At 62.0% G+C, this 25,551-nt stretch carries 24 protein-coding genes; 6 read left to right on the forward strand and 18 right to left on the reverse strand.

The genetic code is table 11. The features are described 5' to 3' along the window. Nucleotides 1-171 precede the first annotated feature (171 nt). The 16 genes from FF124_RS02065 to FF124_RS02140 form a co-directional block, all read right to left on the reverse strand. Nucleotides 172-603: a DUF2852 domain-containing protein gene (locus FF124_RS02065; RefSeq protein ID WP_138746810.1), complete on the reverse strand. Its 432-nt coding sequence runs from the start codon at nt 601-603 to the stop codon at nt 172-174. A 169-nt stretch (nt 604-772) separates the two neighbouring features. Beyond that, nucleotides 773-1,489, reverse strand: coding sequence for an anaerobic ribonucleoside-triphosphate reductase activating protein (locus FF124_RS02070; protein ID WP_246072145.1), 717 nt, complete (start codon nt 1,487-1,489; stop codon nt 773-775). 169 nt (nt 1,490-1,658) lie between these two features. Further along, nucleotides 1,659-1,829, reverse strand: a complete 171-nt coding sequence (gene nrdD / locus FF124_RS02075; protein ID WP_138746811.1) for an anaerobic ribonucleoside-triphosphate reductase — start codon at nt 1,827-1,829, stop codon at nt 1,659-1,661. Between the two features lie 11 nt (nt 1,830-1,840). Beyond that, the gene (locus FF124_RS02080) at nt 1,841-3,898 is read right to left on the reverse strand and encodes a ribonucleoside triphosphate reductase (RefSeq protein ID WP_138746812.1); all 2,058 of its coding nucleotides are present in this window, start codon (nt 3,896-3,898) and stop codon (nt 1,841-1,843) included. Between the two features lie 186 nt (nt 3,899-4,084). After that, the gene (locus FF124_RS02085) at nt 4,085-5,092 is read right to left on the reverse strand and encodes a LacI family DNA-binding transcriptional regulator (protein WP_138746813.1); all 1,008 of its coding nucleotides are present in this window, start codon (nt 5,090-5,092) and stop codon (nt 4,085-4,087) included. Between the two features lie 173 nt (nt 5,093-5,265). Continuing rightward, a complete protein-coding gene (locus tag FF124_RS02090; RefSeq protein ID WP_138746814.1) occupies nt 5,266-6,846 on the reverse strand; it encodes a GMC family oxidoreductase in 1,581 nt (526 codons plus the stop codon). A 244-nt stretch (nt 6,847-7,090) separates the two neighbouring features. Next, nucleotides 7,091-7,852: a 3-ketoacyl-ACP reductase gene (locus FF124_RS02095; RefSeq protein WP_138746815.1), complete on the reverse strand. Its 762-nt coding sequence runs from the start codon at nt 7,850-7,852 to the stop codon at nt 7,091-7,093. Beyond that, nucleotides 7,849-9,333, reverse strand: a complete 1,485-nt coding sequence (locus FF124_RS02100; protein ID WP_138746816.1) for a GMC oxidoreductase — start codon at nt 9,331-9,333, stop codon at nt 7,849-7,851. The genes FF124_RS02095 and FF124_RS02100 overlap by 4 nt, the downstream gene beginning before the upstream one ends. Nucleotides 9,334-9,336: 3 nt before the next feature. Beyond that, a complete protein-coding gene (locus tag FF124_RS02105) occupies nt 9,337-10,446 on the reverse strand; it encodes an ABC transporter ATP-binding protein (protein WP_138746817.1) in 1,110 nt (369 codons plus the stop codon). Between the two features lie 4 nt (nt 10,447-10,450). Continuing rightward, nucleotides 10,451-11,332 carry a carbohydrate ABC transporter permease gene (locus FF124_RS02110; RefSeq protein ID WP_138746818.1) on the reverse strand — a complete coding sequence of 294 codons (882 nt, stop codon included), beginning with the start codon at nt 11,330-11,332 and terminating at the stop codon, nt 10,451-10,453. Continuing rightward, the gene (locus FF124_RS02115; protein ID WP_138746819.1) at nt 11,329-12,231 is read right to left on the reverse strand and encodes a carbohydrate ABC transporter permease; all 903 of its coding nucleotides are present in this window, start codon (nt 12,229-12,231) and stop codon (nt 11,329-11,331) included. Before FF124_RS02115 ends, FF124_RS02110 begins: the two co-directional genes overlap by 4 nt. A gap of 315 nt (nt 12,232-12,546) precedes the next feature. After that, nucleotides 12,547-13,803: an ABC transporter substrate-binding protein gene (locus FF124_RS02120; RefSeq protein WP_138746820.1), complete on the reverse strand. Its 1,257-nt coding sequence runs from the start codon at nt 13,801-13,803 to the stop codon at nt 12,547-12,549. A gap of 96 nt (nt 13,804-13,899) precedes the next feature. Next, the gene (locus tag FF124_RS02125) at nt 13,900-15,417 is read right to left on the reverse strand and encodes an aldehyde dehydrogenase family protein (RefSeq protein WP_138746821.1); all 1,518 of its coding nucleotides are present in this window, start codon (nt 15,415-15,417) and stop codon (nt 13,900-13,902) included. Nucleotides 15,418-15,419: 2 nt separating this feature from the next. Further along, nucleotides 15,420-16,187: an enoyl-CoA hydratase/isomerase family protein gene (locus FF124_RS02130; protein ID WP_138746822.1), complete on the reverse strand. Its 768-nt coding sequence runs from the start codon at nt 16,185-16,187 to the stop codon at nt 15,420-15,422. 244 nt (nt 16,188-16,431) lie between these two features. Continuing rightward, nucleotides 16,432-18,006, reverse strand: coding sequence for an acyl CoA:acetate/3-ketoacid CoA transferase (locus tag FF124_RS02135; RefSeq protein WP_138746823.1), 1,575 nt, complete (start codon nt 18,004-18,006; stop codon nt 16,432-16,434). Between the two features lie 3 nt (nt 18,007-18,009). Next, the gene (locus tag FF124_RS02140) at nt 18,010-19,011 is read right to left on the reverse strand and encodes a Gfo/Idh/MocA family protein (RefSeq protein ID WP_138746824.1); all 1,002 of its coding nucleotides are present in this window, start codon (nt 19,009-19,011) and stop codon (nt 18,010-18,012) included. Between the two features lie 317 nt (nt 19,012-19,328). On the opposite strand from FF124_RS02140, the gene FF124_RS02145 reads away from it, so the two are divergent. The 6 genes from FF124_RS02145 to FF124_RS02170 all read left to right on the forward strand — a co-directional run bounded on the left by FF124_RS02145 (nt 19,329) and on the right by FF124_RS02170 (nt 23,583). Beyond that, nucleotides 19,329-20,072, forward strand: a complete 744-nt coding sequence (locus tag FF124_RS02145) for a glycosyltransferase family 2 protein (protein ID WP_187326772.1) — start codon at nt 19,329-19,331, stop codon at nt 20,070-20,072. Then, nucleotides 20,072-20,701: a PI-PLC domain-containing protein gene (locus FF124_RS02150; protein ID WP_138746825.1), complete on the forward strand. Its 630-nt coding sequence runs from the start codon at nt 20,072-20,074 to the stop codon at nt 20,699-20,701. Before FF124_RS02145 ends, FF124_RS02150 begins: the two co-directional genes overlap by 1 nt. Then, entirely contained in the window at nt 20,701-21,351 is a 651-nt protein-coding gene (locus FF124_RS02155; RefSeq protein ID WP_138746826.1) for an HAD family hydrolase, read from the forward strand. Before FF124_RS02150 ends, FF124_RS02155 begins: the two co-directional genes overlap by 1 nt. After that, nucleotides 21,348-22,088 carry a sugar phosphate nucleotidyltransferase gene (locus tag FF124_RS02160; protein WP_138746827.1) on the forward strand — a complete coding sequence of 247 codons (741 nt, stop codon included), beginning with the start codon at nt 21,348-21,350 and terminating at the stop codon, nt 22,086-22,088. Before FF124_RS02155 ends, FF124_RS02160 begins: the two co-directional genes overlap by 4 nt. Further along, nucleotides 22,085-22,417, forward strand: a complete 333-nt coding sequence (locus tag FF124_RS02165; RefSeq protein WP_138746828.1) for a hypothetical protein — start codon at nt 22,085-22,087, stop codon at nt 22,415-22,417. Before FF124_RS02160 ends, FF124_RS02165 begins: the two co-directional genes overlap by 4 nt. A gap of 173 nt (nt 22,418-22,590) precedes the next feature. Then, nucleotides 22,591-23,583: a WavE lipopolysaccharide synthesis family protein gene (locus FF124_RS02170; RefSeq protein WP_187326773.1), complete on the forward strand. Its 993-nt coding sequence runs from the start codon at nt 22,591-22,593 to the stop codon at nt 23,581-23,583. Between the two features lie 70 nt (nt 23,584-23,653). Here the strand turns inward: FF124_RS02170 and choV are convergent, their stop codons facing one another. Beyond that, a complete protein-coding gene (gene choV, locus FF124_RS02175; RefSeq protein ID WP_138746830.1) occupies nt 23,654-24,688 on the reverse strand; it encodes a choline ABC transporter ATP-binding protein in 1,035 nt (344 codons plus the stop codon). Continuing rightward, nucleotides 24,681-25,523, reverse strand: coding sequence for a choline ABC transporter permease subunit (gene choW, locus FF124_RS02180; protein ID WP_138746831.1), 843 nt, complete (start codon nt 25,521-25,523; stop codon nt 24,681-24,683). The genes choV and choW overlap by 8 nt, the downstream gene beginning before the upstream one ends. Nucleotides 25,524-25,551: the final 28 nt, after the last annotated feature.

Genomic DNA, 25,551 nt, shown 5'->3' on the forward strand with positions numbered 1-25,551 from the left:
GGGCGCAAAAAAACGGCACCACCCTGGGGGAAAGGGCGATGCCGGAAGATATCGGAGGTCATTTTCTCTTAGAGCGCCGTGCGTCCATTCGGACGCACAAAGGACGCTCTAACCTATTTTGTCTACGCATCGTTCTTTCCGAAAATCGATTCCGATTTTCGGGCCGATGCGCTAGGCTTCGGGCGCAGGGTTTGACCCGGAAGCATTGAAGTTGCCACCGCGCTCGCGCATGAACCGGTCGAACTCCTCCCGGTCGCGCGCCCGGCGCAGTTCATCGGTATAGCGGTCGAATTCGGCGCGCATCTCGTCGAGCTTGCGGCGCTCGGCCTCAATCCGCTCCATCTCGCTGCGGCGCCATTCATCGAAGGCAGCGTTGCCGGTCGAATGCATGGCGGTGTCCGCATTGCGCATGTTGCGCTTGCAGGAGCCAAAGGCCCGTTCGGCAGAGCGTTTCCAATCGCCCTTCGTCATGTTCAGCCGGTCGCCCCAGATGATGTAGGCAAGCATGACCAGGCCCAGCGGCCAGAAGACGACAAAGCCGATTACCATCAGGGCAATCGTAAGTGGCGTCCACGCCGGACGCAGCAATGCGGTCTCGTTCATCTCAAGTTTTCCTCGCTTTTTTACGGCATAAAATCTGCCGACAGAAGCTATATGGAAATGCTGTTTATGGCGTTCAAGACTTGTTCTTTCGATTCTCAGTATTGTTCGCAATCAAGGCAAAAATGGGTCGATGGCGGATTCCGCACCAGGGAAGGGGGTTCCGGTCCGCTCAGCCGCGACGCTTTTCAAGCGCGTCGGCGAGCCGATCCGGATCGACGCCCTCCATGCGGAAGGTCTGGATCTTGTGTTCGCCAATGCCATAATGGGAGAGGTCAGCCTCAAGCTCCGCGATCTCGGCCGCGTTCAGAAGTTCAGGATGCACGGTGGTGCGGACCTCGTAATCGATACCGCTCGCCATCACATGCTTAAGGCTTGCGAATGCGCGCTCGCCGCTTTTCGGCGTACCGGTCATGCGGTCGTAGTCGCGGCGCGAAGCCTTGATATCAAAGCCGATCCAGTCGGCGTGGGGGAGCGCGTCCTTCAGCCTTTCAGGATAGGGGCCGCCGGAGTGGAGGCCGATTGAAAAGCCCATCGCGCGGACGGTCTTCATCGCCGGCACGAGCGCCTTTTGCAGCGTCGGCTCGCCGCCGGAAAAGACGACGCCGTCCAGAAGTCCGCGCCGGCTTTCGAGAAAGTCGAGAATGCCGGCAAAGCTGTAGCCGGTTTCGGCCGAAGCAACGATCAGCCCGGGATTGTGGCAATAGGGGCAGCGCCACGGGCAGCCCTGCAGAAACAGCGTGGCCACGATCTTGCCCGGCCAGTCGCACAGGGAAAACGGCTCGAAACCGCCGATGCGCAGGTCATGTGCAGACGGGGCGTCCGGCGCACCTGACCTGCGTCCTGTGTCATCCTCGGGCTTGACCCGAGGATCCAGGCCATCCGGCACAAGCGTCGTGGACCCTCGGGTCAAGCCCGAGGGTGACGCGGTGAGGAGTTCGTTTCCAGATGCTGCGCGACATTCCGAGCGCGGGCCACACGCTTCCCGATCTCCCCCCTCGAGGGGGGAGATTGAAGGGAGCCCGTCCGCTTTCGCCTCGTTATGCCCGCTCACCGCGCTATTCCCTGAAATAGCGGCGTTCGGCGAATTCGCCTTTCTTGCCGCGGTTGAAGGAGGAGACCGGACGGTGATAACCCATCACCCGCGTCCAGATTTCGCAGGGCTGGCGCTCGTCGTCGCAAAGCGTGATCTCGGTTTCCGCGACAATGTCTTTTTCAATCACAGACATGATTTTTCCTTTCATTCGGCAGCCATCAGCGTGGCGCGTTTTTTCGATAGACGTTCGGCATCGCATTTCGGGCAGAATTCGTGCTCGCCCTCCAGATAGCCATGGGTCGGGCAGATGGAGAAGGTCGGCGTGACGGTGATGTAGGGCAGGCGGAAATTCGTAAGCGCGCGTTTGACCAGCGCCTTGCAGGCCTCGCCGGAGGAGATGCGGCTACCCATGTAGAGATGCAGCACCGTGCCGCCGGTATATTTCTTCTGCAGCACTTCCTGGCGCGTCAGCGCCTCGAAGGGATCGTCGGTGAAGCCGACGGGCAACTGGCTGGAATTGGTGTAATAGGCGTTTTCCGGCGTGCCGGCCTGGATGATGCCGGCAAAGCGCTTGGCGTCCTCGCGGGCAAAGCGATGCGCCGTGCCTTCCGCCGGCGTGGCCTCCAGATTGTAGAGATGGCCGGTCTCCTCCTGGAATGAGACGATCTTCTCGCGCACATGGTCAAGGAATCTCAGCGCTAAATCATAGCCCCATTCGGTGGTGATATCCTCGCGGTCGCCGGTGAAATTGCGGATCATCTCGTTGACGCCGTTGACGCCGAGCGTGGAGAAATGATTGCGCAGCGTACCGAGATAGCGCTTGGTATAGGGGAACAGCCCCTCGTCGATCAGCCGCTGGATCACCTTGCGCTTGATCTCGAGGCTGTCGCGGCCAAGCTCGAGCAGTTCGTCAAGGCGTGCCAGAAGTCCTTCCTCGTCGCCCTTGTGGGTAAAACCGAGGCGGGCGCAGTTGATGGTGACGACGCCGAGCGAGCCAGTCTGTTCGGCCGAGCCGAAAAGCCCGTTGCCGCGCTTCAGGAGTTCCGTCAGGTCAAGCTGCAGCCGGCAGCACATCGAGCGCACCATGTTGGGCGACAGATCCGAATTCAGGAAATTCTGGAAATAGGGCAGGCCATATTTGGCCGTCATCTCGAAAAGCCGCGTGGCGTTTTCGCTTTCCCAGGGGAAGTCGGGCGTGATGTTGTAGGTCGGGATCGGGAAGGTGAACACCCGGCCCTTGGCGTCGCCCTTGGTCATGATCTCCATATAGGCGCGGTTGATCATGTCCATTTCGATCTGCAGCTCGCCATAGGCGAACGGCATTTCCTCACCGCCGATGATCGGGCGCTGTTCCTTCAGGTCATCCGGGCAGACCCAGTCGAATGTGAGGTTGGTAAAGGGCGTCTGCGTGCCCCAGCGCGACGGGACGTTCAGATTGTAGATCAGCTCCTGGATCGACTGCAGCACGTCTTCATAGGAGAGATTATCCTTGCGGATGAAGGGCGCCATATAGGTGTCGAAGGAGGAAAATGCCTGCGCGCCGGCCCATTCATTCTGCAGCGTGCCGAGGAAGTTGACGATCTGGCCGACGGCGGACGACATATGTTTCGGCGGATCGGCCTCGACCTTGCCCGGAACGCCGTTCAGTCCCTCGGTGATCAGCGTACGGAGCGACCAGCCGGCGCAATAGCCCGACAGCATGTCGAGATCGTGGATATGCAGGTCGCCGGCGCGATGCGCCGCGCCGATCTGCGGATCATAGACATGGGAGAGCCAGTAATTGGCGACGACCTTGCCGGAGACATTGAGGATCAGCCCGCCCAGCGAATAGCCTTGATTGGCATTGGCATTGACGCGCCAGTCGGAGCGGTCGAGATATTCATCGATCGAGGAAATCACGTCGACGGCAACCTTGCCGCTTTCGCGCAGCTTGGCGTGTTTTTCGCGGTAGACGATATAGGCCCGCGCGGTCTCGAAGAAATTTGCTGAAATCAGCACCTGCTCGACGATGTCCTGGATGCGCTCGATCTCGATGGCATCGTCAAGCGCGCTGTGGCTGATCACCTTGACCACCTGGTCTGTGAGCCTGTGCGCCTCGCCGGGCCCGAAGGCCCCTGTCGCCTCGCCTGCCTTCTCGATCGCGCGCGCAATCTTTTCCGCGGAAAACGGCATGCGCGCGCCGTTTCGTTTGACCGCGAAAGAGGGCAGTCTCTCCTCCGCTGCGGCAGACAGTTTTTCCAACGCGGCAGGCGCTTCAGGCATGATCGGTTCCCCTCGGTTTGAGATCGTGGCCGCACCGCATATGGTATGTCTTGTCGACACAGCCTCAACATGTGGTGGCTACGGCCATGACCATCGATGAACCGATTCGCGCCTTCCCGCCTTGCACATCGTCAGGTGGGTTCGATTTTGATGGGGAATGCCGGTGCGACCTGGCGACGCGGGCGCTTATCGTCTGCCGCTGGAATCCCTGACGGTCAGGGTGACGGGGGAAAAGGCCTTTTCCGGCGGGCGCTCGCCGGTCTCAAGCCATGCCAGCATGGTGGCGGCGGCGTTGCGGCCGAAGGCGCCGATATCGCAATGGACGGAGGAGAGCTGGGGAAAGGCCAGCGCGCATTCCTCGATATCGTCAAAGCCGATCAGCGCGATGTCGCGCCCGATGGCGACGCCCGTTTCGGCAAATCCGGAAAGCATGCCGAGCGCCACAAGGTCGTTGAAACAGAGCACGGCATCGAGCCTGCGGGGATCGTGCGAGAGTTTCAGCGCCGCATCGCGTCCGAAGGCCCGCGTCGGCCGACCGAGCAGGGTGAAGGGCTCCGCGCCGGTCTCGGCGATCACGGCGCGGTAGCCGGCCATGCGCTCATGGGTGACCGCCCTGTCCGGCAGGCCGCCGACAAAGGCGATATCCTTCGCGCCGATCTCAACCAGGTGACGGGCGGCGGCGATGCTGCCGGCCTCGTAGTCGAGCGAGGCGAAGGGAAAGCGGCCCGTATCGGCATTGGCCATGCGCAGCACCTGCAGCGCGGGAATGCCGGCGCGCGCGATCCGCTCGAACACCGCGCCGTCATCGCCATAGGCGGGCGACATGATCAGCGCCGAAACGCCGTGCTCGACCATGGAGGCGATCACCTGGTCCTGGATGGCGGTGTCCTCGTCGGTATTGGCAATTACGGTGGCAAAGCCGTGTTCGGCAAAGGCCATCTGGGCGCTGGCCGCAAATTCGGCGAAGAAGGGGTTCCTGAGATCGTTGATGACGAGCCCGATAAGCCCGGCCTCGGCCCCGCGCAGGTTGGCCGCCGCGCGGTTATAGACATAGTTCAGCGCCTGCATCGATTGCTCGACGCGCTTGCGGGTCTCCTGCTTGACCAGCGGCGAATTCTGCAGGACGAGCGAGACCGTCGACTTGGAAAGCCCCGCATGGCGGGCTACATCAATGATCGTCGGTCGTTTCGCCACTTCCTATTCCCTTTGTCGCGTGCCGGGTTCAGGGGCCGCAGGTGCTTTGATCTCTGCTCGGCGCCTCTATCCAGCGTCATGCTCGGGCTTGGCCCGAGGATGACACAGAGAGCGGGAGGTCCGTCACAGCCAAAGTTTGTTTCTTGCCTCCTCCGCTCATGCTCCGCAAGCCCTCAGAGCCCGTATTCGCGGGCAATCATGTCGGCGGCCTTTTCACCGATCATGATCGCCGCCGCATTGGTGTTCGACGAAATCAGCGTTGGCATGATCGAGGCATCGACGACGCGCAGGCCGTCAAGACCGTTGAACTTCAGTTCCGGGTCGACAACGGCGCGATCGTCATTGCCCATGCGGCAGGTGCCGGCGGGGTGGTGGTCGGTCTTGGCGTGGCGGCAGGCATAGTGGAAATAATCATCGTCCGTCTTCACCTCCGGGCCGGGAATCATCTCTCGCTTGATGAAGGGGGCAAGCGCCTTCTGGTGCATGATCTCCTGCGCCAGCTTCAACCCGCGGATCGACATTTCGCGATCATGCGGGTCGGCCCAGTAGTTGGGGTCGATCAGCGGCGCATCGGCGGGATTGGCGGATTTCAGCCGCACGCTGCCGCGCGCGCGAGGTCTCAGATAGGCCGAATTCAGCGTCACGCCCGGGTTCTTCATCTTTTCCACGCCGGCCTCGATGCCGGAGCCGAGGCCCAGATGGAACTGGATATCCGGCGAGCGCGCGCCCTCTTCCGCATACCAGAAACCGCCGGTCTCAAACAGGCTTGAGGCGACGGGGCCCTTGCGCGTCAGCAGATATTGCAGGCCTGCGACCGCCGACCACAGGGGCTCGGCATATTTGTCATAGGTGAAATCGCCGGCGCATTCGAGAATGGTGAAGAGGTCGAGATGATCCTGCAGGTTGGCGCCGACGTCCGGATGGTCGAACACCGCCTCGATGCCGACATCGCCGAGATGCGCCTTCGGACCGATGCCGGAGAGCATCAAAAGCCGCGGCGAGCCGATGGCGCCGGAGGACAGCAGCACCTCGCGCGCGGCGGTGATCACTTCGCCGGCCGCCGTCTCCACGCCCGTGACCCTTCCGTTTTCAACGCGCAGGCGCCGCGTCTCGACGCCGGTACGGATGGTGAGGTTCTTGCGGGTGCGGGCCTTCGCCAGATAGGCCTTGGATGTCGAGGAGCGGCGGGCGTGCTTTTGGGTCAGCTGGTAATAACCGACGCCGTCCTGTTTCTCGCCGGTCATGTCTTCGTTGAAGGGAATGCCGAGTGCGCCGGCCGCCCTGAAATAGGCCTCGCAGATCGGCAGCGGCGCGGCCGGTTTTGAAACGCCGAGCGGGCCACCTTTGCCGTGGTACTCATTGTCGTAGGTGTCGTTGTCTTCGGCCTTCTTGAAGAAGGGCAGGACATCGTCATAGCCCCAGCCGGTGCAGCCCATCTGCCGCCACTCGTCATAATCAAGCCGGTTGCCGCGCGTGTAGATCTGGGCGTTGATCGAGGAACCGCCGCCGATCACCTTGGCCTGGGTGAAGCGGATCGACATGCCGTTCATGTGTTTTTGCGGCACGGTGTGCCAGCCCCAGCTGCCGATTCCCTTGGTCATCTTCGCGAAACCGGCGGGCAGCGTATAGAACGGGTGGCTGTCACGCGAGCCGGCTTCCAGAAGCAGAACGTTGACCTCCGGGTTTTCCGAAAGCCTCGCCGCCAGAAGGCAACCGGCCGAACCGCCGCCGACAATGATGAAATCATAGGCCATGCACTTTCCTCCCGAGGGCCTTCTAGCATGAGATTAGGAACGTTCCAAACTATATTTGCGGTCTCCCGCGCCGCACCCTGTTTCCGTCACCCCGGCCTTGAGCCGGGGTCCAGGGCCGAATGCGAGGCCATTTTGTCGAGGATCGGCCAAAGGCTTGGCAAAGGTCCTGCCGAACCGCCCTGGATACCGGATCAAGTCCGGTATGACGGGATCGAGAATCCTCGGTGCTCTCTGCCCCCAACACTCAAAGCCGCGCGATCGACAATCCGCCATCGGCGGAAATCACGGTGCCGGTGGCGAAGGCGAAGCGGCCCTCGGCGAGCGGCAGCACCGCCGCGCCGATATCTTCCGGCGTGCCCCAGCGGGCGGCCGGCACGAGGCCGTCCTTGATGCGGGCGGTGTATTTGTCCTTCACGCCGGCCGTCATGCCGGTCTCGATGATGCCGGGACGGACGTCGAAGACGGAAATGCCGTGTGCCGCAAGACGCGCGGCGAAAAGCTGCGCCATCATCGCCGCGCCAGCCTTGGAGATGCAGTATTCGGCCCGCTCCACCGAAACCATGTCGGCGCTGACGGAGGTGATGAAGATGATCGACCGGGGCGTTTCCGCCTCCCACGCCGCCATGCGCCGGGCCGTCTCCTGCGCCAGGAAGAAGGCGCCGCGCAGATTGACCGACATGACGAAATCGAAGTTTTCCGGCTTGAGATAGAGCATGTCGCCCCTGACCGGCGCGCCGACGCCGGCATTGGAGACGAGCGTCGTCACCCGGCCCATCGTCGCCTCGACGTCATCGAGAAGCGCGCCAACCCGGCCGATATCGCGCATGTCATGGCGGAAATAGCAGGCATTGCCGCCGAGCTTTTCCAGCGCCCCCGTTACGGCCGGCGCATCGAATGCGGCCTCTGCGGCAATCGCCACCCGAAAGCCCGCCTCGACAAGAGCCGAAGCGATGCCAAGGCCGATGCCCTGCTGGCCGCCCGTGATCAGCGCCACCTTCCCACTCATGCGCCAAGCTCCTTCCTCATTGCATCCGCCGCTTTCATTGCAAGCGCCGCGACCGTCAGCGCCGGGTTGACGGCGGCCGAGGTCGGCAGGGCCGAGGCATCGGCGACAAACAGATTGTCATGGTCGAAGCTGCGGCAATCGGGATCAAGCACCGCCGTTTTCGGATCGCTGCCGATGCGCGCCGTGCCGCATTGATGCGAGGGCACGCGACCATCGAAAAGTCGCGACAGCACGATCGGGAAACCAGCAGCCTTCAGCGTCTTCTTCGTCTTTTCGACAAGCCTGTGATGCGCGACCATATTGGAACGACGCCAGATGAGCTGGATATCATCGCCCTTGACGACGACCCGGCTTTCAGGATCCGGCAGATCCTCCGATATCGCATAGAGATCGACGGCATGGCGCGAGATATGGCGGCAGGCCGCCATCGGCAGGGACGGCACATTGGCCTTCAGGATTTTCGGCACCACCCGGCCCAGAAGCTGGACATTGCCGAGCGGCGACCCGTTATGCCCGTCGCTCAAATACCAGTCATTGATGCCGAAGGTCTTCTGGTAGGTGCTGTCATTCACAAAGCGCGGATCATAGGCGATCAGCGCCGAGGCATTGTGGTTCATGAAGTTGCGGCCGACCTGATCGGAGGAATTGGCGAGCCCGTTCCTGAGCAGCAAGGCCGCGCTCTGCACCGCGCCGGCGGCAAGGGCCACGAAGCGCGGGGTGAGCGTCACGGTCTCGCCGTCCTTGTCGTAGCTGACGCGGGCAATACGACGCCCGCCGGCTTCGGTTTCGAGCCCGGTGACGCGCGCACCGGTGACAAGCATCACATTGTCATGAGACAATGCCGCCGCAAGCCCGCAGGTCTCCGCATCCATCTTGCCCGAGCGTATATCGGGATAACCGTCCCAGCCATCGGCTCCATGGGAAAGCCAGGTATCGATATCGACGCCGAGCGGCAGGGTGAAGGGGCGCACGCCCGCTTTCACAAGCCTTTCGCGCACGGCGGCGATCGCCGGCTCGTCGGGAACCGGCGGAAAGGGATAGGGTCCGTCATGGGTGGGCTCGGTGGCGTCGCTCGTCACATCGCCGCGCACCTGGTAGAGCGTCTCCGCTGCGGCGTAATAAGGCGCGAGCGTCTCATAGGGAAACGGCCATGCGGGCGAGATGCCGCCCTCATGCTCCATCGCCTGGAAATCCTGCCTGCGGTAGCGCAGCAGCACCGCGCCGTAGAATTTGGAGTTGCCGCCGACATTGTAGTAATTGCCGGGCGAGAACCGCTTGCCTTGCCCGTCGAGCCAGGTCTCGTCGGAGCGGAAGGCGCTGTTCTTGTAGATACGGTCGGGATCGCGCGCCGGCGCGTCGTCGGGGATCTGCTCGCCGCGCTCGAGAATGACGATCTCGGCTCCCGTCGGGGCGAGCGCGGCGGCAAGCGTCGCGCCCCCCATGCCGGAACCGATGATTACCACGTCGGGTGACCGGTTCATGGCTTACCCGATACGCTCTTCGGTTTCCGGATCAAAGGCGACCGCCTTTTCCATGTTGACGGCGAACGGGAAGGTATCGCCCGGCTTCGCCTCGACATCGGCGCGGAACCGGGCGGTTACCTCCTTGCCGCCGAGCTGGGTGACGACGAAAAGGTCGGAGCCCGCCGGCTCGGTCACCTCGACCCTGGCATTGATCGTGTGGACGGCATTGGAGGAGCGGTCGGCGCCGAGCTCGTCGGTGACCGCTTCCGGACGGACGCCCAGAATGATGTCGCGGCCATCATGCGCGGTCATAGCGTCGCCGGGGAAGGGCAGATGCGCCTTGCCGCCATCGGCGAGCGCGAATTCGGCCGCCGCCGTGCCGTCCTGGACGACGATCTTCGCCGGAAACAGGTTCATTGACGGCGAGCCCATGAAGCCGGCGACGAACATGTTGGCCGGATTGTCGTAGATCTCCTTCGGCGTGCCGAGCTGCTGCACATGGCCGCCGAACATCACCGCGATACGGGTCGAGAGCGTCAGCGCCTCGATCTGGTCATGGGTCACATAGACGATCGTGGTGCCGAGCTTCTGGTGCAGCTTCTTGATCTCGGTGCGCATGTCGACGCGGAGTTTCGCATCGAGGTTCGACAGCGGTTCGTCAAACAGAAAGACGTCGGGATCGCGCACCAGCGCCCGGCCCATGGCGACGCGCTGGCGCTGGCCGCCGGAAAGCTGGCCGGGCTTGCGCTTCAGAAGATGCCTGATCTGCAGAAGATCGGCCACCTGGTCGATCGCCTTGTCGCGCTCGGCCTTGGGCACGCCGTGCATTTCCAGGCCGAAGGAGATGTTCTCGCCGACATTCATGTTCGGATAGAGGGCATAGGACTGGAACACCATGGCGATGTTGCGGTCTGCGGGCCTGACGCCGTTCATCGACCGGCCGTTGATGGAGATGTCGCCGCTTGTGGTCGGCTCGAGGCCGGCAATCATGCTGAGCAGCGTGGACTTGCCGCAGCCGGACGGGCCGACGAGCACCAGGAACTCGCCTTCTTCCACGGCGATATTCGTCTCATGCAGCACCGTCAGCGCGCCGAAGCTCTTGGTGACGTGATCGATCTTGAGAAAACCCATGCTTTTACCCTTTCACGCTGCCGGCCATCAGGCCGCGCACGAAGTAGCGACCGGCGACGATGTAGACGAGAAGCGTCGGCAGCGCCGCCATGATCGCCCCGGCGAAGTGGACATTGTATTCCTTCACGCCGGTGGAGGACTGGACGAGATTGTTGAGCGCCACCGTCATCGGCTGGCTGTTGAAATCGGAAAACGACGCACCGAACAGGAAGTCGTTCCAGATATTGGTGAACTGCCAGATGATGCAGACCACTGCGATCGGCCCGGACGAGGGCAGCATGATGCGGCGGAAGATGGTGAAGAAGCCCGCGCCGTCGATCTGTGCCGCGCGCACCAGCTCGTCGGGAAACTGGGCATAGTAATTGCGGAAATAGAGCGTCGAGAAACCGATGCCATAGACCAGATGCACGAAGATCAGCCCCGGCACGGAGCCGGCAATCCCCATGATGCCCAGAATCCGCGCCATCGGGATCAGCACGATCTGGAAGGGGATGAAGCAGGCAAACAGCAGAAGGCCGAAGATGATCTTGTGGCCGCGGAACTGCCACTTGGTCAGCACATAGCCGTTGAGCGCGCCGAGCACGGTGGAGATGGCGACAGCCGGCACCACCATCTGGATCGAGTTCATGAAATAGGGTTTCAGGCCTGTCGCCTGCACGCCGATCTGCGCCGTCGACCAGGCGCTCTTCCATGGCGCGATGGTCCAGGCCTGCGGCAGGTTCATCATTCCGCCCGCCTGGATTTCGCGCAAGGGTTTGAGCGAGTTCACCACCATCACATAGAGCGGCAGCAGGTAATAGAGGCAGAAGATCAAAAGGATCGTGTAGATGACGAAGCGCGCGCCGCGGCCCGTCGAGACGACCTGGGTGGAAGCGTTCGAGCTCATTGGTGCTTCTCCCTCAGTTCCGACCACAGATAGGGCACCATGATCGCGGCAATCGACATCAGCATGATCACCGCCGAGGCAGCGCCGATCCCCATCTGGTTGCGGGTGAATGTGTAGGAATACATGAAGGTTGCCGGAAGCTCGGTGGCGCGGCCGGGGCCGCCGCCGGTGAGCGCAATGACGAGGTCATAGGACTTGATCGCCATATGGGCGAGCACGACGATGGCCGACATGAAGGCCGGGCGCAACTGCGGAATGACGATGCGCCGATAGAGCGAAAAGTTCGACGCGCCGTCGATCTGGGCGGCCTTCAGCACCTCGTTGTCGATGCCGCGAAGGCCTGCGAGGAACATCGCCATGACGAAGCCGGAGGTCTGCCAGACGGCGGCAATGACGATGGTGTAGATCGCCATCTGGTTCGACTTGATCCAGTTGAACTGGAAGCTGGTCCAGCCCCAGGAATGCATCACCGCCTCAAGCCCGATGCCGGGGTCGAGAAACCATTTCCACGCCGTGCCGGTGACGATGAAGGACAGCGCCATCGGATAGAGATAGATGGACCGGATAAAGCCTTCGGCGCGGATCTTCTGGTCGAGAAAGATCGCCAGCATCAGGCCGATCGCGCAGCAGAAGGTGATATAGAGCCCGCCGAAGATGACGACGTTCTTGACCGCGATCGTCCAGGCCCTCAGCCGGAAGAGGTTGATGTAGTTCTTCCAGCCGACGAGATCATAGCTCGGCAGGATGCGGCTGTCGGTAAACGACAGATAGACGGTAAAGGCGATGAAGCCGTAGACGAAGATCAGCACCATCGCCAGCGATGGACTGAGCACGATTTTCGGCAGGGCGTCCCGCAGGAAATCTCCCGCGCTCCCTCGTCTTGCTGCAGACGAAGCCATTCCTATCCTCCGGGTTGGCGGCCCTGCCGCCGGTGTTGTTCTGAAGCGGATTACCGCCAATCAATCTCCCCCCCCCCTTGAGGGGAAATGTCGCAAAAGCGACAGAGGGGGTATGGGGCTTGCCTCAAGCACCGGACGTGCTGCTGGCGGTTTCCCCCCTCTGCCCTGCCGGGCATCTCCCCCTTAAAGGGGGGAGATCGACAAGCGGCAAGTTCAGTTGGCAAGCCAAGCCGGTGTTGGAGCGACGTGCTCTTCAAACCCGCCTCATGGTCTGCGAGCGGAGAGGGCCTTGGCCCTCTCCGAAGTGCGTTGTGTTTACTGCGCGATCTGTACCGCCGTGACCAGTTCCTCGGTCGCGGTTTCGCTGTCGTACTCGCCGTTGAACTGGGCGGTGATCACGTCATACATGGCGTTCTTGACGGAGGCCGGGTTGGCGTGGCCATGCGCCATCGAACCGAACAGGTTGCCGCTTTCCGAGGCTGCGGCCAGATCGGCCATGCCCTTCTTGCCGCAGGCGTCAAACGCCTCGTCCGAGACGTCGGTGCGCGCCGGCACCGAGCCCTTGACGACGTTGAAGGCCGACTGGAATTCCGGCGACATGATCGCCTTGGCCAGCGCTGCCTGTTCCGGCGTCGGCTCGTCACCCTGCTCGAAGAAGGCGAACTGGTCGGAGTTGAAGGTCACCTGGTCCTGCGTGCCGGGGAAGCGGAAGCACAGGAAATCCTCGTCCGGCGTCAGCCCGGCCTTCAGGAATTCGCCCTTGGCCCAGTCGCCCATGAACTGGAAGGCGGCCTCGTCATTGATGACCATGGCGGAGGCGAGGTTCCAGTCGCGACCGGAGAAGTTGTCGTCCACATAGCCGCGGATCACGGTCATGCGGTCGAAGACCTCCTTCATCGTGTCGGAACCGAGCGCGTCAGGGTCAAGATCGACCATCGAGGCCTGGTAGAATTCCGGCCCCCCGGTCGCCATGACCACGGCGTCGAAGATGGTGGCGTCCTGCCAGGCCTGGCCGCCATGGGCGACGGCGGTTTTGCCGGAGGCCTTCACCTTGTCCATCGCGGCAACAAGCTCGTCCCAGGTCTCGGGCTGTTCGATGCCGAGCTCGTCGAGGATTTTCTTGTTGGCCCAGACCCAGTTGGTGGAGTGGACATTGACCGGGGCCGCGACCCATTCTCCGTCATATTTAGAGAATTTCTGCAGCGCCGGCGGCACGACGGCATCCCAGTTCTCTTCGGCGGCGATGTCGTTCAGGTTGGCGAGCGCGCCTTCGGCGGCCCAGTCGGTGATGTCGAAGCCGAGCATCTGCACGGCCGCCGGCGGATTGCCGCCCGTCACGCGGGCACGCAGCACGGTCATGGCCTGTTCGCCGCCGCCGCCTGCCACCGGCATGTCCTGCCAACCGATGCCCTGGTCCTGCAGGTTCTCCTTCAGGACGTTCAAGGCCGCAGCCTCGCCGCCGGATGTCCACCAGTGCAGGACTTCCACGTCCTCGGCCTTGACCGAGGTGGCGGATGCGGAAGCCGCCACGATGGCGAGCATTGCTGCACTTCTTGCAAAATTCAAACGCATAGTCTCCTCCTCTTTGCGTTTTGAAACCCCATGGCCGGTTTCGGCCATGATGGTCATTTCCTCTCCCGCAGGCCGCAATCGGCGCGGCCGGCGATCTCACTCGACCCAGGATGCGCGCGTGCGCCCGATGCGCATCGTCACGGTCTTCACCTCCAGGTATTCCTCCAGCCCGTAGCGGCCGAGCTCGCGGCCGAGGCCCGATTGCTTGACGCCGCCGAACGGCAGTTCGGAAAATCCATCCATCCAGGTATTGGTCCACACGGTGCCGGCCTGAACGCGGCGGGCGAAGGCAAGGCAGGTGCTGACATCGTTGCTCCAGACCCCTGCAGACAGCCCGTAGGCAGCGCCGTTGGCGAGCGCGATTGCCTCCTCAATCGTTTTAAACGTCAAGACCGACAGCACCGGTCCGAAGACCTCCTCCCGTGCGACAGCCATGGTGGAATTGACATTTGTCACGACTGTAGGCGTGTAGAACCGGCCTGACAACCCCGGCACGGCAAGCGCTCCGCCGCCAAGAGGTATGGCCGCGCCGTCGCTTCTGGCGCCTGAGACATAGCTGTCGATCTTGTCGAAATGCGCATCCGAAATGATCGCCCCGACCTTGGTGCGCGGATCGAGCGGATCGCCGAAGGGGACTTTTTTCGACAACGCCACCACCCTCTCGGTCAGCGCTTCAGCGATGTCCTCATGCACGATGATGCGCGAGCCGGAATTGCAGCATTCGCCGGCGTTGAAATAGACGCCGAAGACGATGGCATCGGTCGCCTCGTCGAGATCGCAATCGGGGAAGACCACCTGCGGGTTCTTGCCGCCGAGTTCCAGCGAAACCTTCTTCAGCGTTCCGGCACTTGCCCGGACGATCGCCTTGCCGACGGCGGTCGAGCCCGTGAACGACACCATGTCGACGCTTTCGCTCTCGCACATGGTCGTTCCCACCGGATCGCCATAGCCGAGCACGATGTTGACGACGCCGTCGGGAATGCCGGCCTCCATCAGCAATTCGCCGAGGATGACGGCCGAGGACGGGGTCAGTTCCGACGGTTTGACGACGGCGGTGCAGCCGGCGGCAAGGGCAAAGGGCAGTTTCTGCGAGACGATGAGGAAAGGAAAATTCCACGGCGCGATCAGGGCCGCGACCCCGACCGGCTCCTTCAGCACCAGGCCGAGCATGTCGTCGCCGAGCGAATTGTGGCTGTCGCCGGAAACCGTGCGGGCAAGCGAGGCGGCAAAGCGCCAGATATCGATCGCCCCCCCGATCTCATCACGGGCCTGCGAAATCGGCTTGCCGCTTTCCAGCGTGTCGCGCATGGCGATGCGATCGAGGTCGCGTTCGATGAATGCGGCAACCTTCAGCAGGATCTCGGCGCGCTCCTTGCCGGAGATGCGCGACCAGCGTCCGTCATCAAAGGCTTCTCGGGCGGCAGCGATTGCCGCTTCCGTCTCCGCAGCGCCGCCAAGGGCGGCCTCCGTCACCGTCTGCCCGTGAGCGGGCGATGCGCGCTCAAAGGTTTCGCCGTTTGCGGATGCCTGCCATTTTCCGTTGATCAGGTGGCGGGCGACGAAAACCGGTTCCGGCGTGTGGTTGACAGCGGGGATGATGGTGAGGTCGGTCATGTCTAGCAGCCCTTGAATGACGGTTTGCGTTTTTCGCGAAAGGCCGAAACGCCCTCGGCCTTGTCGAAGGAGGCGGCGATCATGCCGCTGCCGAGCGTTTCGACCATGGCGGAGCGGTCTTCGCCCACGCCCGCGTGGATCATGTATTTGACGATTTCGGTGGAATAGGCGGAGGTCTCCAAGCCGGCTTCGGCGATCTCGAAAGCGCGGGCGCGGCAGTCTTCCGCAATCTCCGCGGCAAAGCCCAGCGCGGTTGCGCGTTCCGCCCCGATGCGCCGGCCAAAGAGCGCCATTTCCTTGACAACGGGTTCCGGCAGAAGCCGCGTCATGCGCTGCGTGCCGGACCAGCCGGGTACGATCCCGATCTTGGGCTCGGGCAGCGCGATCGTCGCCTTCGGCGCCATCACCCGGATATCGCAGGCAATGGCAAGCTCGAGACCGCCGCCGAACGTATGCGCCGAAAGGGCCGCGATCGTCGGTTTGGAAAGCCGCGCCAGCCGGTCGAACCGCCGGTGCCCGTCGCGCACCCAGAAGCGGGCGAAATCGCCCGGCGACAGATCGCCCCAGGCATTGATGTCGGCGCCGGCGCAAAAGGCCCGGTCGCCTTCGGCCGTCAGGATGACAACGCGGATCGCGGGATCGGTCTCGATTGCGGCAATATGAGCCTCGAGGCTGTCGAGCATCTCCGGCGTGAAGGCATTGAGCTTGGCCGGATTATCCAGTCGAAGCTCGGCGATGGGGCCGTGCGGGATCAGATGAATGGCGCTCATCGGGCAGGTTCCATTGTCCTTGAAGACGGCATTTTGGCTACGAGCCTTGCGAAGTCCCCCCACCGATCTCCCCCCGTGATGAGGAGGTGTCGCGAAAGCGACAGAGGGGGAGATGAGGCAGAGCCGCTAGCTCCTAACGGGCGGAGAGAATTCACCCCCCTTTGCCCCTGTCGGGGCATCTCCCCCTCACGGGGGGAGATTGTTGGGTCAGGGGTGACGGCAAAGTGGGCGGATACGAAGCTACTCATATCGTGAGCCCCATCTTCCGTTCCGACAGCAGCGACAGCGGCATGCTGGTCGCATTCTCGGCGACGGAGACCCGTCCGCCGGAAGCGGCGATGATGTCGCGTTCGGGATCGATGCCGGGCATGATCTCGGTGGCGACAAGGCCGTTTTCGCCGATGCGCATGACGCAGCGTTCCGTGACATAGAGCACGTCCTGGCCGTTCTCCCGGGCGCGGCTCCCTGAGAAGGTGACGTGTTCGACGGCCTCGACCATCTTCGAAAACTTGCCCGGCTTTTCGACGAACAGGCCTTCGCTGGTCAGGTTGAGACCGGCCGCCGCCTCGAAAAGACCTGCAAAGACGATCTTGCGGGCATTGGCCGTGATATCGACGAAACCGCCGCAGCCGGCCGTCAGATAAGGCTTCTTGCCGAGCTTGGAGACGTTGACATTGCCCTTGCGGTCCACCTCGAGGAAGGAAAGGAAGGTCACGTCGAAGCCGCCGCCCTGAAAATAGGTGAACTGGTTGGGCGAAGGCATGAAGGCATCGGCATTCGAGGCGCAGCCAAAGGCAAAGCCGGTGAGCGGCATGCCGCCGACGGCGCCCTGCTCGATGGCCCATGTGACATCGCCGGCCCGGCCTTCCTCCAGCAGGATGCGCGGCACCAGCGCGCAGATGCCGAAGCCGAGATTGGCCGCCTGACCGGCGGAAAGCTCCATCGCGGCGCGGCGCGCAATCACTTTTTCGACACCGTATTCGGCCAGCTCGAAATCGGCCAGTGGGTGGATGATTTCGCCGGAAATCGCAGGATCGTAAAGCGTCTCGGTGGTCTGGTATTGGTCGGGATCGACCACGATGCAGTCCACCAGATGGCCGGGAACGCGCACATCATGCGGACGCAGCGAACCGGCCGCCGTCACCCGCTTGACCTGGGCGATGACGAGGCCGCGATTGTTGCGCGCGGCAATCGCCTGATCGAGGCCGCCGAGATAGGCGCCCTCGTGCTCATAGGTGAGATTGCCGTGTTCATCGGCCGTCGTTGCTCTGAGGATCGTCACGTCGGGGGCAAAATTGTCGAAATGCAGCCAGGTGTCGCCGGCGAAGTCGACACGTTTGACGATTGGCGCGGCGGCGGCCTTGTCGTTCATGGCGCAGCCCTGAAGCTCAGGATCGACAAAGGTGTCGATGCCGACCTGGGTGAGCACCCCCGGGCGCTTTGCCGCCACATCGCGATGCATGTCGAACATGATACCGGAGGGCACGTTGTAGGCCGCGATCCGGTTTTCAACGATCATTTTCCAGATTTCCGGCATCGGCAGCGACGAGGCGCCGCTCGGGTAGGAGCCGGCGATCACCCTGTCGAGAAGCCCGTCGCGGGCAATGTGGTCAATGCCCTTGATGCCGTACATGTCGCCGGCGGCAATCGGATGCAGCGTGGTCAGCCTCCGGGGGTGGCCGGTGGCCTCAAACCGCGCGCCCAGCGCTTCCAGCACCTTGTCCGGGCAGCCGAGACCGGAGGAGGACGAGACCGAAACCACGGCGTTGTCTGCGATCCGGCTGACGGCGGCTTCCGCGCTGACGACCTTGCTCTTCATTTCTCAATATCCCTTGTAGTCCACGTCGACGGCCCGTCCCTCGTGCGCCGATCGGGCGACAGCCATCGCTACCGCCAGCGACTTCAGTCCGTCGACACCGTCAGCAGCCGGGCGGCCGTGGCCGGCAACGGCACGGTTGAAGGCCTTCAGGCCGTAGCCGTAGACGTCGTGGCGTTCATAGTTGAGTTGTACGGTGCCGTCCTTGTCGGTCATCGTGATCGTGCCGGTCGGTCGCTGGGTCATGACGCCCTGGGCAAAAAGCGAACCCTCCGTGCCGTGAACCTCGATGCCGGAACCGGCATAGGGATGGGTAAAGCTCTCATGGCTCTGCACCATGATACCGGACGGCATGGTCCAGACCGACATGACGCTGTCTTCCACGCCCTCGCCAAGCCCCGAGGAGACCGCCTGCGCGACGACGGTCTTCGGATCCTCGCCGAGATGAAAGCGCACCGTGTCGGCGTCATGGACGGTAATGTCGGCGATGACGCCGCCGCCGGCGTCCCGGTTGTCGATGCGCCAGCCGCGCAGATGCTCCGGCAAGCTGACGGCATGGAATACCCGCATCGACAGGATACGTCCGAGCCGGCCCTCTGCTATGAGCTGCCGGATAGCAAGATGCGCACCGGCGCAGCGCAGGTGATGATTGGCGGCGAAGACGAGACCGGCGCTTCTGGCCGCTTCGACCATTTTCGCCGCGTCATCAACGCTGAGCGCCAGCGGCTTTTCGCACAGTACATGCTTGCCGGCGGCAAAGGCGGCCATGGCTTGAGAGAAATGCTTCTCGTTGGTGGTCGAGATGTAGACGGCGCCGATCTCGGGGCGCGCCAGAAGGGCGTCGAGATCGGTGAAGGCGTGCGGAATGCCATTGCGGGTCGCAAAGGCCCGGCCGCGCTCCGCGCTCGACGACAGGACCGCCTCGACCGTGTGGCCGGACTGCGCCCTGATTGCCCCGATCATGTGCTCGGACGCGATCGTACTGGCCCCGACAAGACCCCACTTCATACAGTCTCCTCCCAATTTGGCACGTTCCAAATTCTGGATGATGTTTAGGCGATGATCTGCCGTTCGTCAATCGGCATGCTGACAATTTCCGATCATGGCGGAAAAAGTCCGCCTTTGCCGCGGCGTCATGTTGTCGGCGACGAGCGCTTCGGCTACCACGTAAAACTGCGGGCTGCAGCGGGATGCGGCGGGTCCGAGGGGACTTGGCGCATGAAAAAACTTGTAAACAATGTTGAAAAGGCAGGACGGATTAGTCTGCTATAATGGCGCGGCCTGAAGCGGACGAACCGCGGCAATGTGACGGGAAGTGAGTTGACGTGCTGAATATTGTTGTTCCGATGGCCGGCCGGGGGAGCCGGTTTGCCGATGCCGGTTACACGGATCCCAAGCCGCTGATACCGGTGCATGGCAAGCCGATGATCCAGGTCGTGGTCGAAAACCTCACCCCCTCCGTACCCCATCGCTTCATCTTCATCTGCCAGAATGGCCATATCCGGGACTACGGACTTGAGGAAAAACTCAAGGGACTGGCCGAACATGTCGAGATCATCGGCATCGATCGCGTCACCGAGGGGCAGGCCTCGACCGTGCTTCTGGCCGAAGCGCTGATCGACAATGACGAGCCTGTGATGACGGTCAATTCCGACCAGTATATCGATGCCGACATCGATGCCTATCTCGGTTTGATGGAGGATGGCGGCTATGACGGTCTGATCATGACCATGAAGGCCGACGATCCGAAATGGTCCTTCGTGCGCGAGCAAGAGGGACGCGTTGTCGAAACCGCCGAAAAGAAGGTGATCTCAGACAATGCCGCCGTCGGCATCTTCAATTTCAGAAAAGGCCGCGATCTGGTCCGCGCGTCGAAAAAAATGATCAATGACAATGTGCGGATCAACGGAGAGTTTTATGTCTGTCCGGTCTACAATTACCTGATTCGCGACGGCCTGAAGATCGGGCACTATTCCATCGGGAAGGAGTATGACGGCATGTACGGGCTGGGCATACCGGGGGATCTCGACTTCTTTCTGAAACATCCGGTTTCCGAAAGGGTGAAGTAGTGGAGATTCTTTCACATCGCGGCCTTTGGGAGACGGCTGCGGAAAAGAATACCGAGGCGGCCTTTCGCCGCTCCTTCGATCGCGGCTTTGGCACCGAGACCGACCTCAGGGACCACAACGGCGAGATCGTCATCGCCCATGACATGGCAAAGGGCGGCGAGATGCCGTTTTCGACCTTTCTCGAGATCATGGACGGACGCAACCTCACTCTGGCGCTCAACATCAAGGCCGACGGGCTGAGCAGTGAGATCAAGGCGATCCTCGAGGATTTCGGCCACAGCAACTACTTCGTCTTCGACATGTCGCTGCCGGATCTGGTGCGCCAGCTTGACGACGGACTGACGGTCTTTACCGGCCTCTCCGATCTGCAACCGCATCCGCCGCTCCTTGAGGCTGCGGACGGGGTCTGGCTCGACTGTTTCCGCTCCGACTGGTACGGTCCCGGGCTGATCGACGGGCTCATCGGGCAGGAAAAGCGCGTCTGCGTCGTATCCGCCGACCTGCACCGGCGAGATGTCGGCATTCAGTGGTCGATCATAAAATCGGCCCAATCACGCAGTAGTGACGCGCTCCTTTTGTGCACCGACATGCCGGAAAAGGCGAAAGACGCGTTCGAGGAGGCACGATAATGGCAATAAAGGCCGTCATTTTCGACATGGACGGGGTGCTGATCGAGGCCAAGGAATGGCACTACGACGCGCTCAACCGGGCGCTCGGCCTGTTCGGTTATACGATCGAGCGCCATGAGCACGCCACCGTCTACGACGGGTTGCCGACCAAGGTGAAGCTGCAGCGCCTGTCCATCGACAAGAACCTTCCGACCTATCTCCATGGCTTCATCAACGAGATGAAGCAGCGCTATACGCTGGAGATCATCGTCGAGCGCTGTCGGCCGCGCTTTGATCACGAATACGCCCTGTCACGGCTCAAGATGGAAGGCTACCGGCTGGCCGTCGCCTCCAATTCGACGCGCGATACCGTTGAGCAGATGATGCAGAAGGCAAGCCTGACGCCCTATCTCGATTTCATGCTTTCCAACCAGGATGTGAAGCGGGCAAAGCCCGATCCGGAGATCTATCTGAAGGCGATCGAGATGCTCAAGCTCCATCCGAAGGAATGCCTCATCGTCGAGGACAATCCCAACGGGCTGAAGGCGGCGGAAGCCTCCGGCGCCCACGTGATGCCGGTCAAGGATGTCGACGAAGTTAATTACAACGGCCTCAAGCGGCGCATCGCCGATATCGAGGCGGCCGGCAAATCCGTGGGGTCTGCAGCATGAAGATCGTGGTTCTGATGGGCGGCGAAAACCTCGACATCAAGGGTGAACGCTACCCGCTCTATATGACCGAATTCAACGAGGAACTCATCCTCGAACGCCAGATCGCCGCTTTGCAGACGCTTGATCCGAGCGCCATCATCTTCTGCGTCAGACGTTCCGACATCTACGATTTCAACGTCGATGACGTGATCGCCCAGAGCGCGGAAAACGGCGCCTGCGTCGAGGTATCCGGGCCGACGGCCGGCTCGGTGTGCACGGCGCTCTTGGCGGCCGAGCAGATCGACAAGGACGAGGAGATCATCCTTGTTGCGGTCGACGAGTTGATCGACGCCGACCTTACACAGATCGTCAGGGCGTTTCGCGACAGGAAGGCCGATGCCGGCGTCGTCTCCTTCCGTTCGGTCCATCCGCGTTATTCCTTCGCGCTGCTGGACGATGACGGCTTCGTCTGCGAGGTCGCGGAGAAGCGCCCGATCAGCAAGCATGCACTGGCGAGTTTTTATTATTTTCGCAAGGGCAGCGACTTCGTCCTCTGCGCCCAGAGCGTGGTGCGCAAGGACCGCAAGATCAAGGACGCCTTCTTTATCAGCCAAACCATCAACGAGATGGTGCTGCGCCACAAGACCGTCGCGATCGAGTTCATCGATAACGATCAGTTCCACCCGGTGAAGACGGAAATGCAGCTCGCCCAGTATATCTCGCAGCTGCACGAACACAGGGAGGGGTTCCTGCATTGAGGACGGCGAAGCTGGAAGACATGGTCAAGGGCTGGTTCATCGGCGATTTCGAGCCGAGCCTGTGCCGGACCGAAGACGTCGAGGTCGCCGTCAAGCGCTATCGGCGCGGCGACAGCGAGGCGCTGCATCACCACAAGATCGCCACGGAATATACGGTCATCATTGCCGGCCGCGTCGCCATGAACGGCGTCGAATATGCGGCGGGTGATATCGTCGTGATGGAGCCGGGCGAGGCGACCGACTTTGCTTGCCTCGAGGACGGCACCGTCAATGTGGTGGTGAAGCTTCCCGGCGCCAGCGATGACAAATATCCGGGCAGTCCGCCTTGAGCGGGCGGGCAGGACGAGGGCGGCCCCGGCGGCAGTGAGAAAACCTGCTCGACATGCCCCATTTTGGGGGGCGCATATTGCATGTGAAGGGGGCAAAGGTGGCCTCAGGCGGCGCAAACGGCGGAACGGAACGAGGGGCGTTTGCGTTTGATGGGCACACGGGTCATTCGGTGATGGACACGAAAGAGATTACATTTCTGTTTCAGGGCGTCGTAGACAAGCCGCTTGTTCGCGACAGCTTTGCTGCCGTCAGGCGCTTCTTTCCGGGATCGAAGATCATTCTGTCGACCTGGCAGAAAGCCGATGTCGACGGACTTGATTACGACGAACTGGTGCTCGCGGACGATCCCGGCTTCTTCTACTATTCCGACCAGCCGGGCGAGAAGGCCAACAATGTCAACCGTCAGATCGTCGGCAACCGCGCCGGGCTGGAGCGGGTCGAGACGCCCTATTGCTTCCGCATCCGCACGGACTTCCGGTTGACCGGCAATGGCTTCCTGCAGTTCTTTGACGCCTTTCCCAAGCGCGACGAGGCCTATGCGCTTTTTTCGCACAAGCTTCTCGCCTGCAGCTATTTCTCGCGCAATCCGCGTTCGCGGCTGCGTTTTCCCTTCCACCCGTCCGATCTCGCCTTCTTCGGTCTGACCGAGGACATCAGAAAGCTCTACAACGTACCGCTGATGACGGAGGAGGAGGCGCTCTGGGACACGGGCAGCAAGCGCTATAACCGCTACACGCCCGAGCAGCATATCTTCGTCAACGCCCTTCGCAATGCCGGGCGCGAGGTGCCGTGCGCGCACTACAATGACGGAAACGAAGCCTCCGTGGAGGCAACCGAGAGATATTTCGCCTCCAATTTCGTCTTCCTGTCCTTCAGCCAGTTCAATCTCGAACCATCGAAACCGACCTTCTTCATGAAGGTCCATCCCAATTCGTTCAAGACCTGCTACACGCATAATGAATGGATCGGATTATACCAAAAGCATGTCGACCCGAAGGCGGTCGTGCCGGAGCATGACGGCGAGCGGGAGATGATCGATCGCTACTATCGCCCCTACAAGATCTGCCGCCTCATCGGAAACATGATCTCGCTACCCTTCAAGAGCAAGGTCAAGCGCCGCAAGATCCGCACCGGCGTGCTGGAATTCTTCCTCATGCCGCGGTGATCTTCACGCCGTGAAAAAGGCGCCCCGAAGGAGCGCCTTTTTCCTGTCTGAACAAAAAACCACCAGAACTTTATCCGAGCGGTATCGCCGGATTGAGCGCGGTCACCACGTTGGAGGGGCGGACCGAACCGACGGTCCTGCCGTCACCGTCGACCACGCTCAGGGTCGCGCCCTTGCCGAGAGCCTCCATCATATCTGCCAGCTTGGTGTTGATGTCGATGGGATGGGCGCCGTCCGGGGCTTGATCATCGCTCATCACATCGGCGGCCCGCAGCACGCCGAGCGGATTCACATTGGCGACAAAGTCAGCGACATAAGCGTCGGCCGGCTGGCGCACGATCTCCGACGGCGTGCCGCACTGGACGATGCGTCCGCCTTCCATGATCGCGATCCGGTCGCCGATCTTGAAGGCCTCGTCGAGGTCATGGCTGACGAAGATGATGGTGCGCTTCAGATTGCGCTGCAATTCGATCAGTTCGTCCTGAAGACGGGTGCGGATCAGCGGGTCGAGCGCCGAAAACGGTTCGTCCATCAGCAGGATCGGCGCTTCGGTGGCAAAGGCGCGGGCCAGGCCGACGCGCTGCTGCATGCCGCCGGAAAGCTCGCTGACGAGCTTGTCGCCCCAGTCCTTCAGCCCGACGAGCTCAAGCTGGGCCTCGGCCTTTTCCAGCCGCTCCTTCTTGCTCAAGCCTGCAAATTCGAGGCCGAGGGCGACATTGTCGCGGACATTGCGCCAGGGCAAGAGACCGAACTGCTGGAACACCATGGAGACCCGTTGAAGCCGGATATGGCGCAGCGTCTTGTTGTCGGCCGAGGTCACGTCGGTCATCTGCGTACCGTCATTGACCAGAACGCGGCCGCGGCAGACCGGGTTGAGGCGGTTGACGGCCCTCAGAAGCGTCGACTTGCCCGAGCCCGAAAGCCCCATCAGCACCAGAAGCTCGCCTTCCCCGACGGTGAGCGAGCAATTGTGGACGCCGAGAACCTGACCGGTCTCCTGCTGCACCTCGGCGCGGTCCTTGCCGGCATCCATCAGCGGCAGGGCGCTTTGCGGCTTGTCGCCGAACACGATATTCACATCTTCAAAGACGACCGCATCAGCCATTATTGCGTCCTCCGATCTTCAGAACCCGGTCGAGAATGATGGCGACGACAACGATGACGAAGCCGCTTTCGAAACCGAGCGCGGGATTGACCTGGTTGAGCGCGCGCACCACCGGCACGCCGAGACCGTCGGCGCCGACGAGGGCCGCGACGACGACCATCGACAGCGACAGCATGATGGTCTGGTTGAGGCCGGCCATGATCTGCGGCAGCGCGTGGTAGAGCTCGACCTTGGTCAGCTTCTGCCAGGGCGTGCCGCCGAAGGCATCTGCCGCTTCCAGAAGCGGCTTCGGCACCGAGGATACGCCGAGATGGGTGAGGCGAATGGAGGCGGGGATGACGAAGATGACGGTCGCCAGCAGGCCCGGCACCATGCCGATGCCGAAGAAGATGATCGCCGGAATGAGATAGACGAAGGGCGGCAGCGTCTGCATCAGGTCGAGAACGGGTTGCAGCACCTGATAAAAACGAGGCCGGTGGGCGGTGAAGATGCCGATCGGAACGCCGATCGCCATGCAGATGATGCAGGAGGAAATCACCAGCGCCAGGCTCTCGGTGGTCTCTTCCCAATAGCCCTGGTTGATGATGAACAGGAAGCCGAGAAAGACGAAAAGCGAAACCTTCCAGTTGCGCTGCAGCCAGTAGGCAAAGGCTGTGACGACCACGGCCACGACGATCGGCCCGGGCGCCTGCAAGAGCCACAGAAGCCTGTCGATGAGCCAGCCCATGATTTCGGCGAGCCCGTCGAAAAACCAGCCGCCATGGATCTGCAGCCAGTCGAAGATATCCTGGGCGAAGCGCCCGAGCGGGATCTTGTAGTCTGTCAGCCAGTGCAAGAGGTTGCTCCTTCTTTGTCCCCCTATG

The organism is Martelella lutilitoris (assembly GCF_005924265.1).
GTDB classification, from domain to species: Bacteria; Pseudomonadota; Alphaproteobacteria; order Rhizobiales; family Rhizobiaceae; genus Martelella; species Martelella lutilitoris.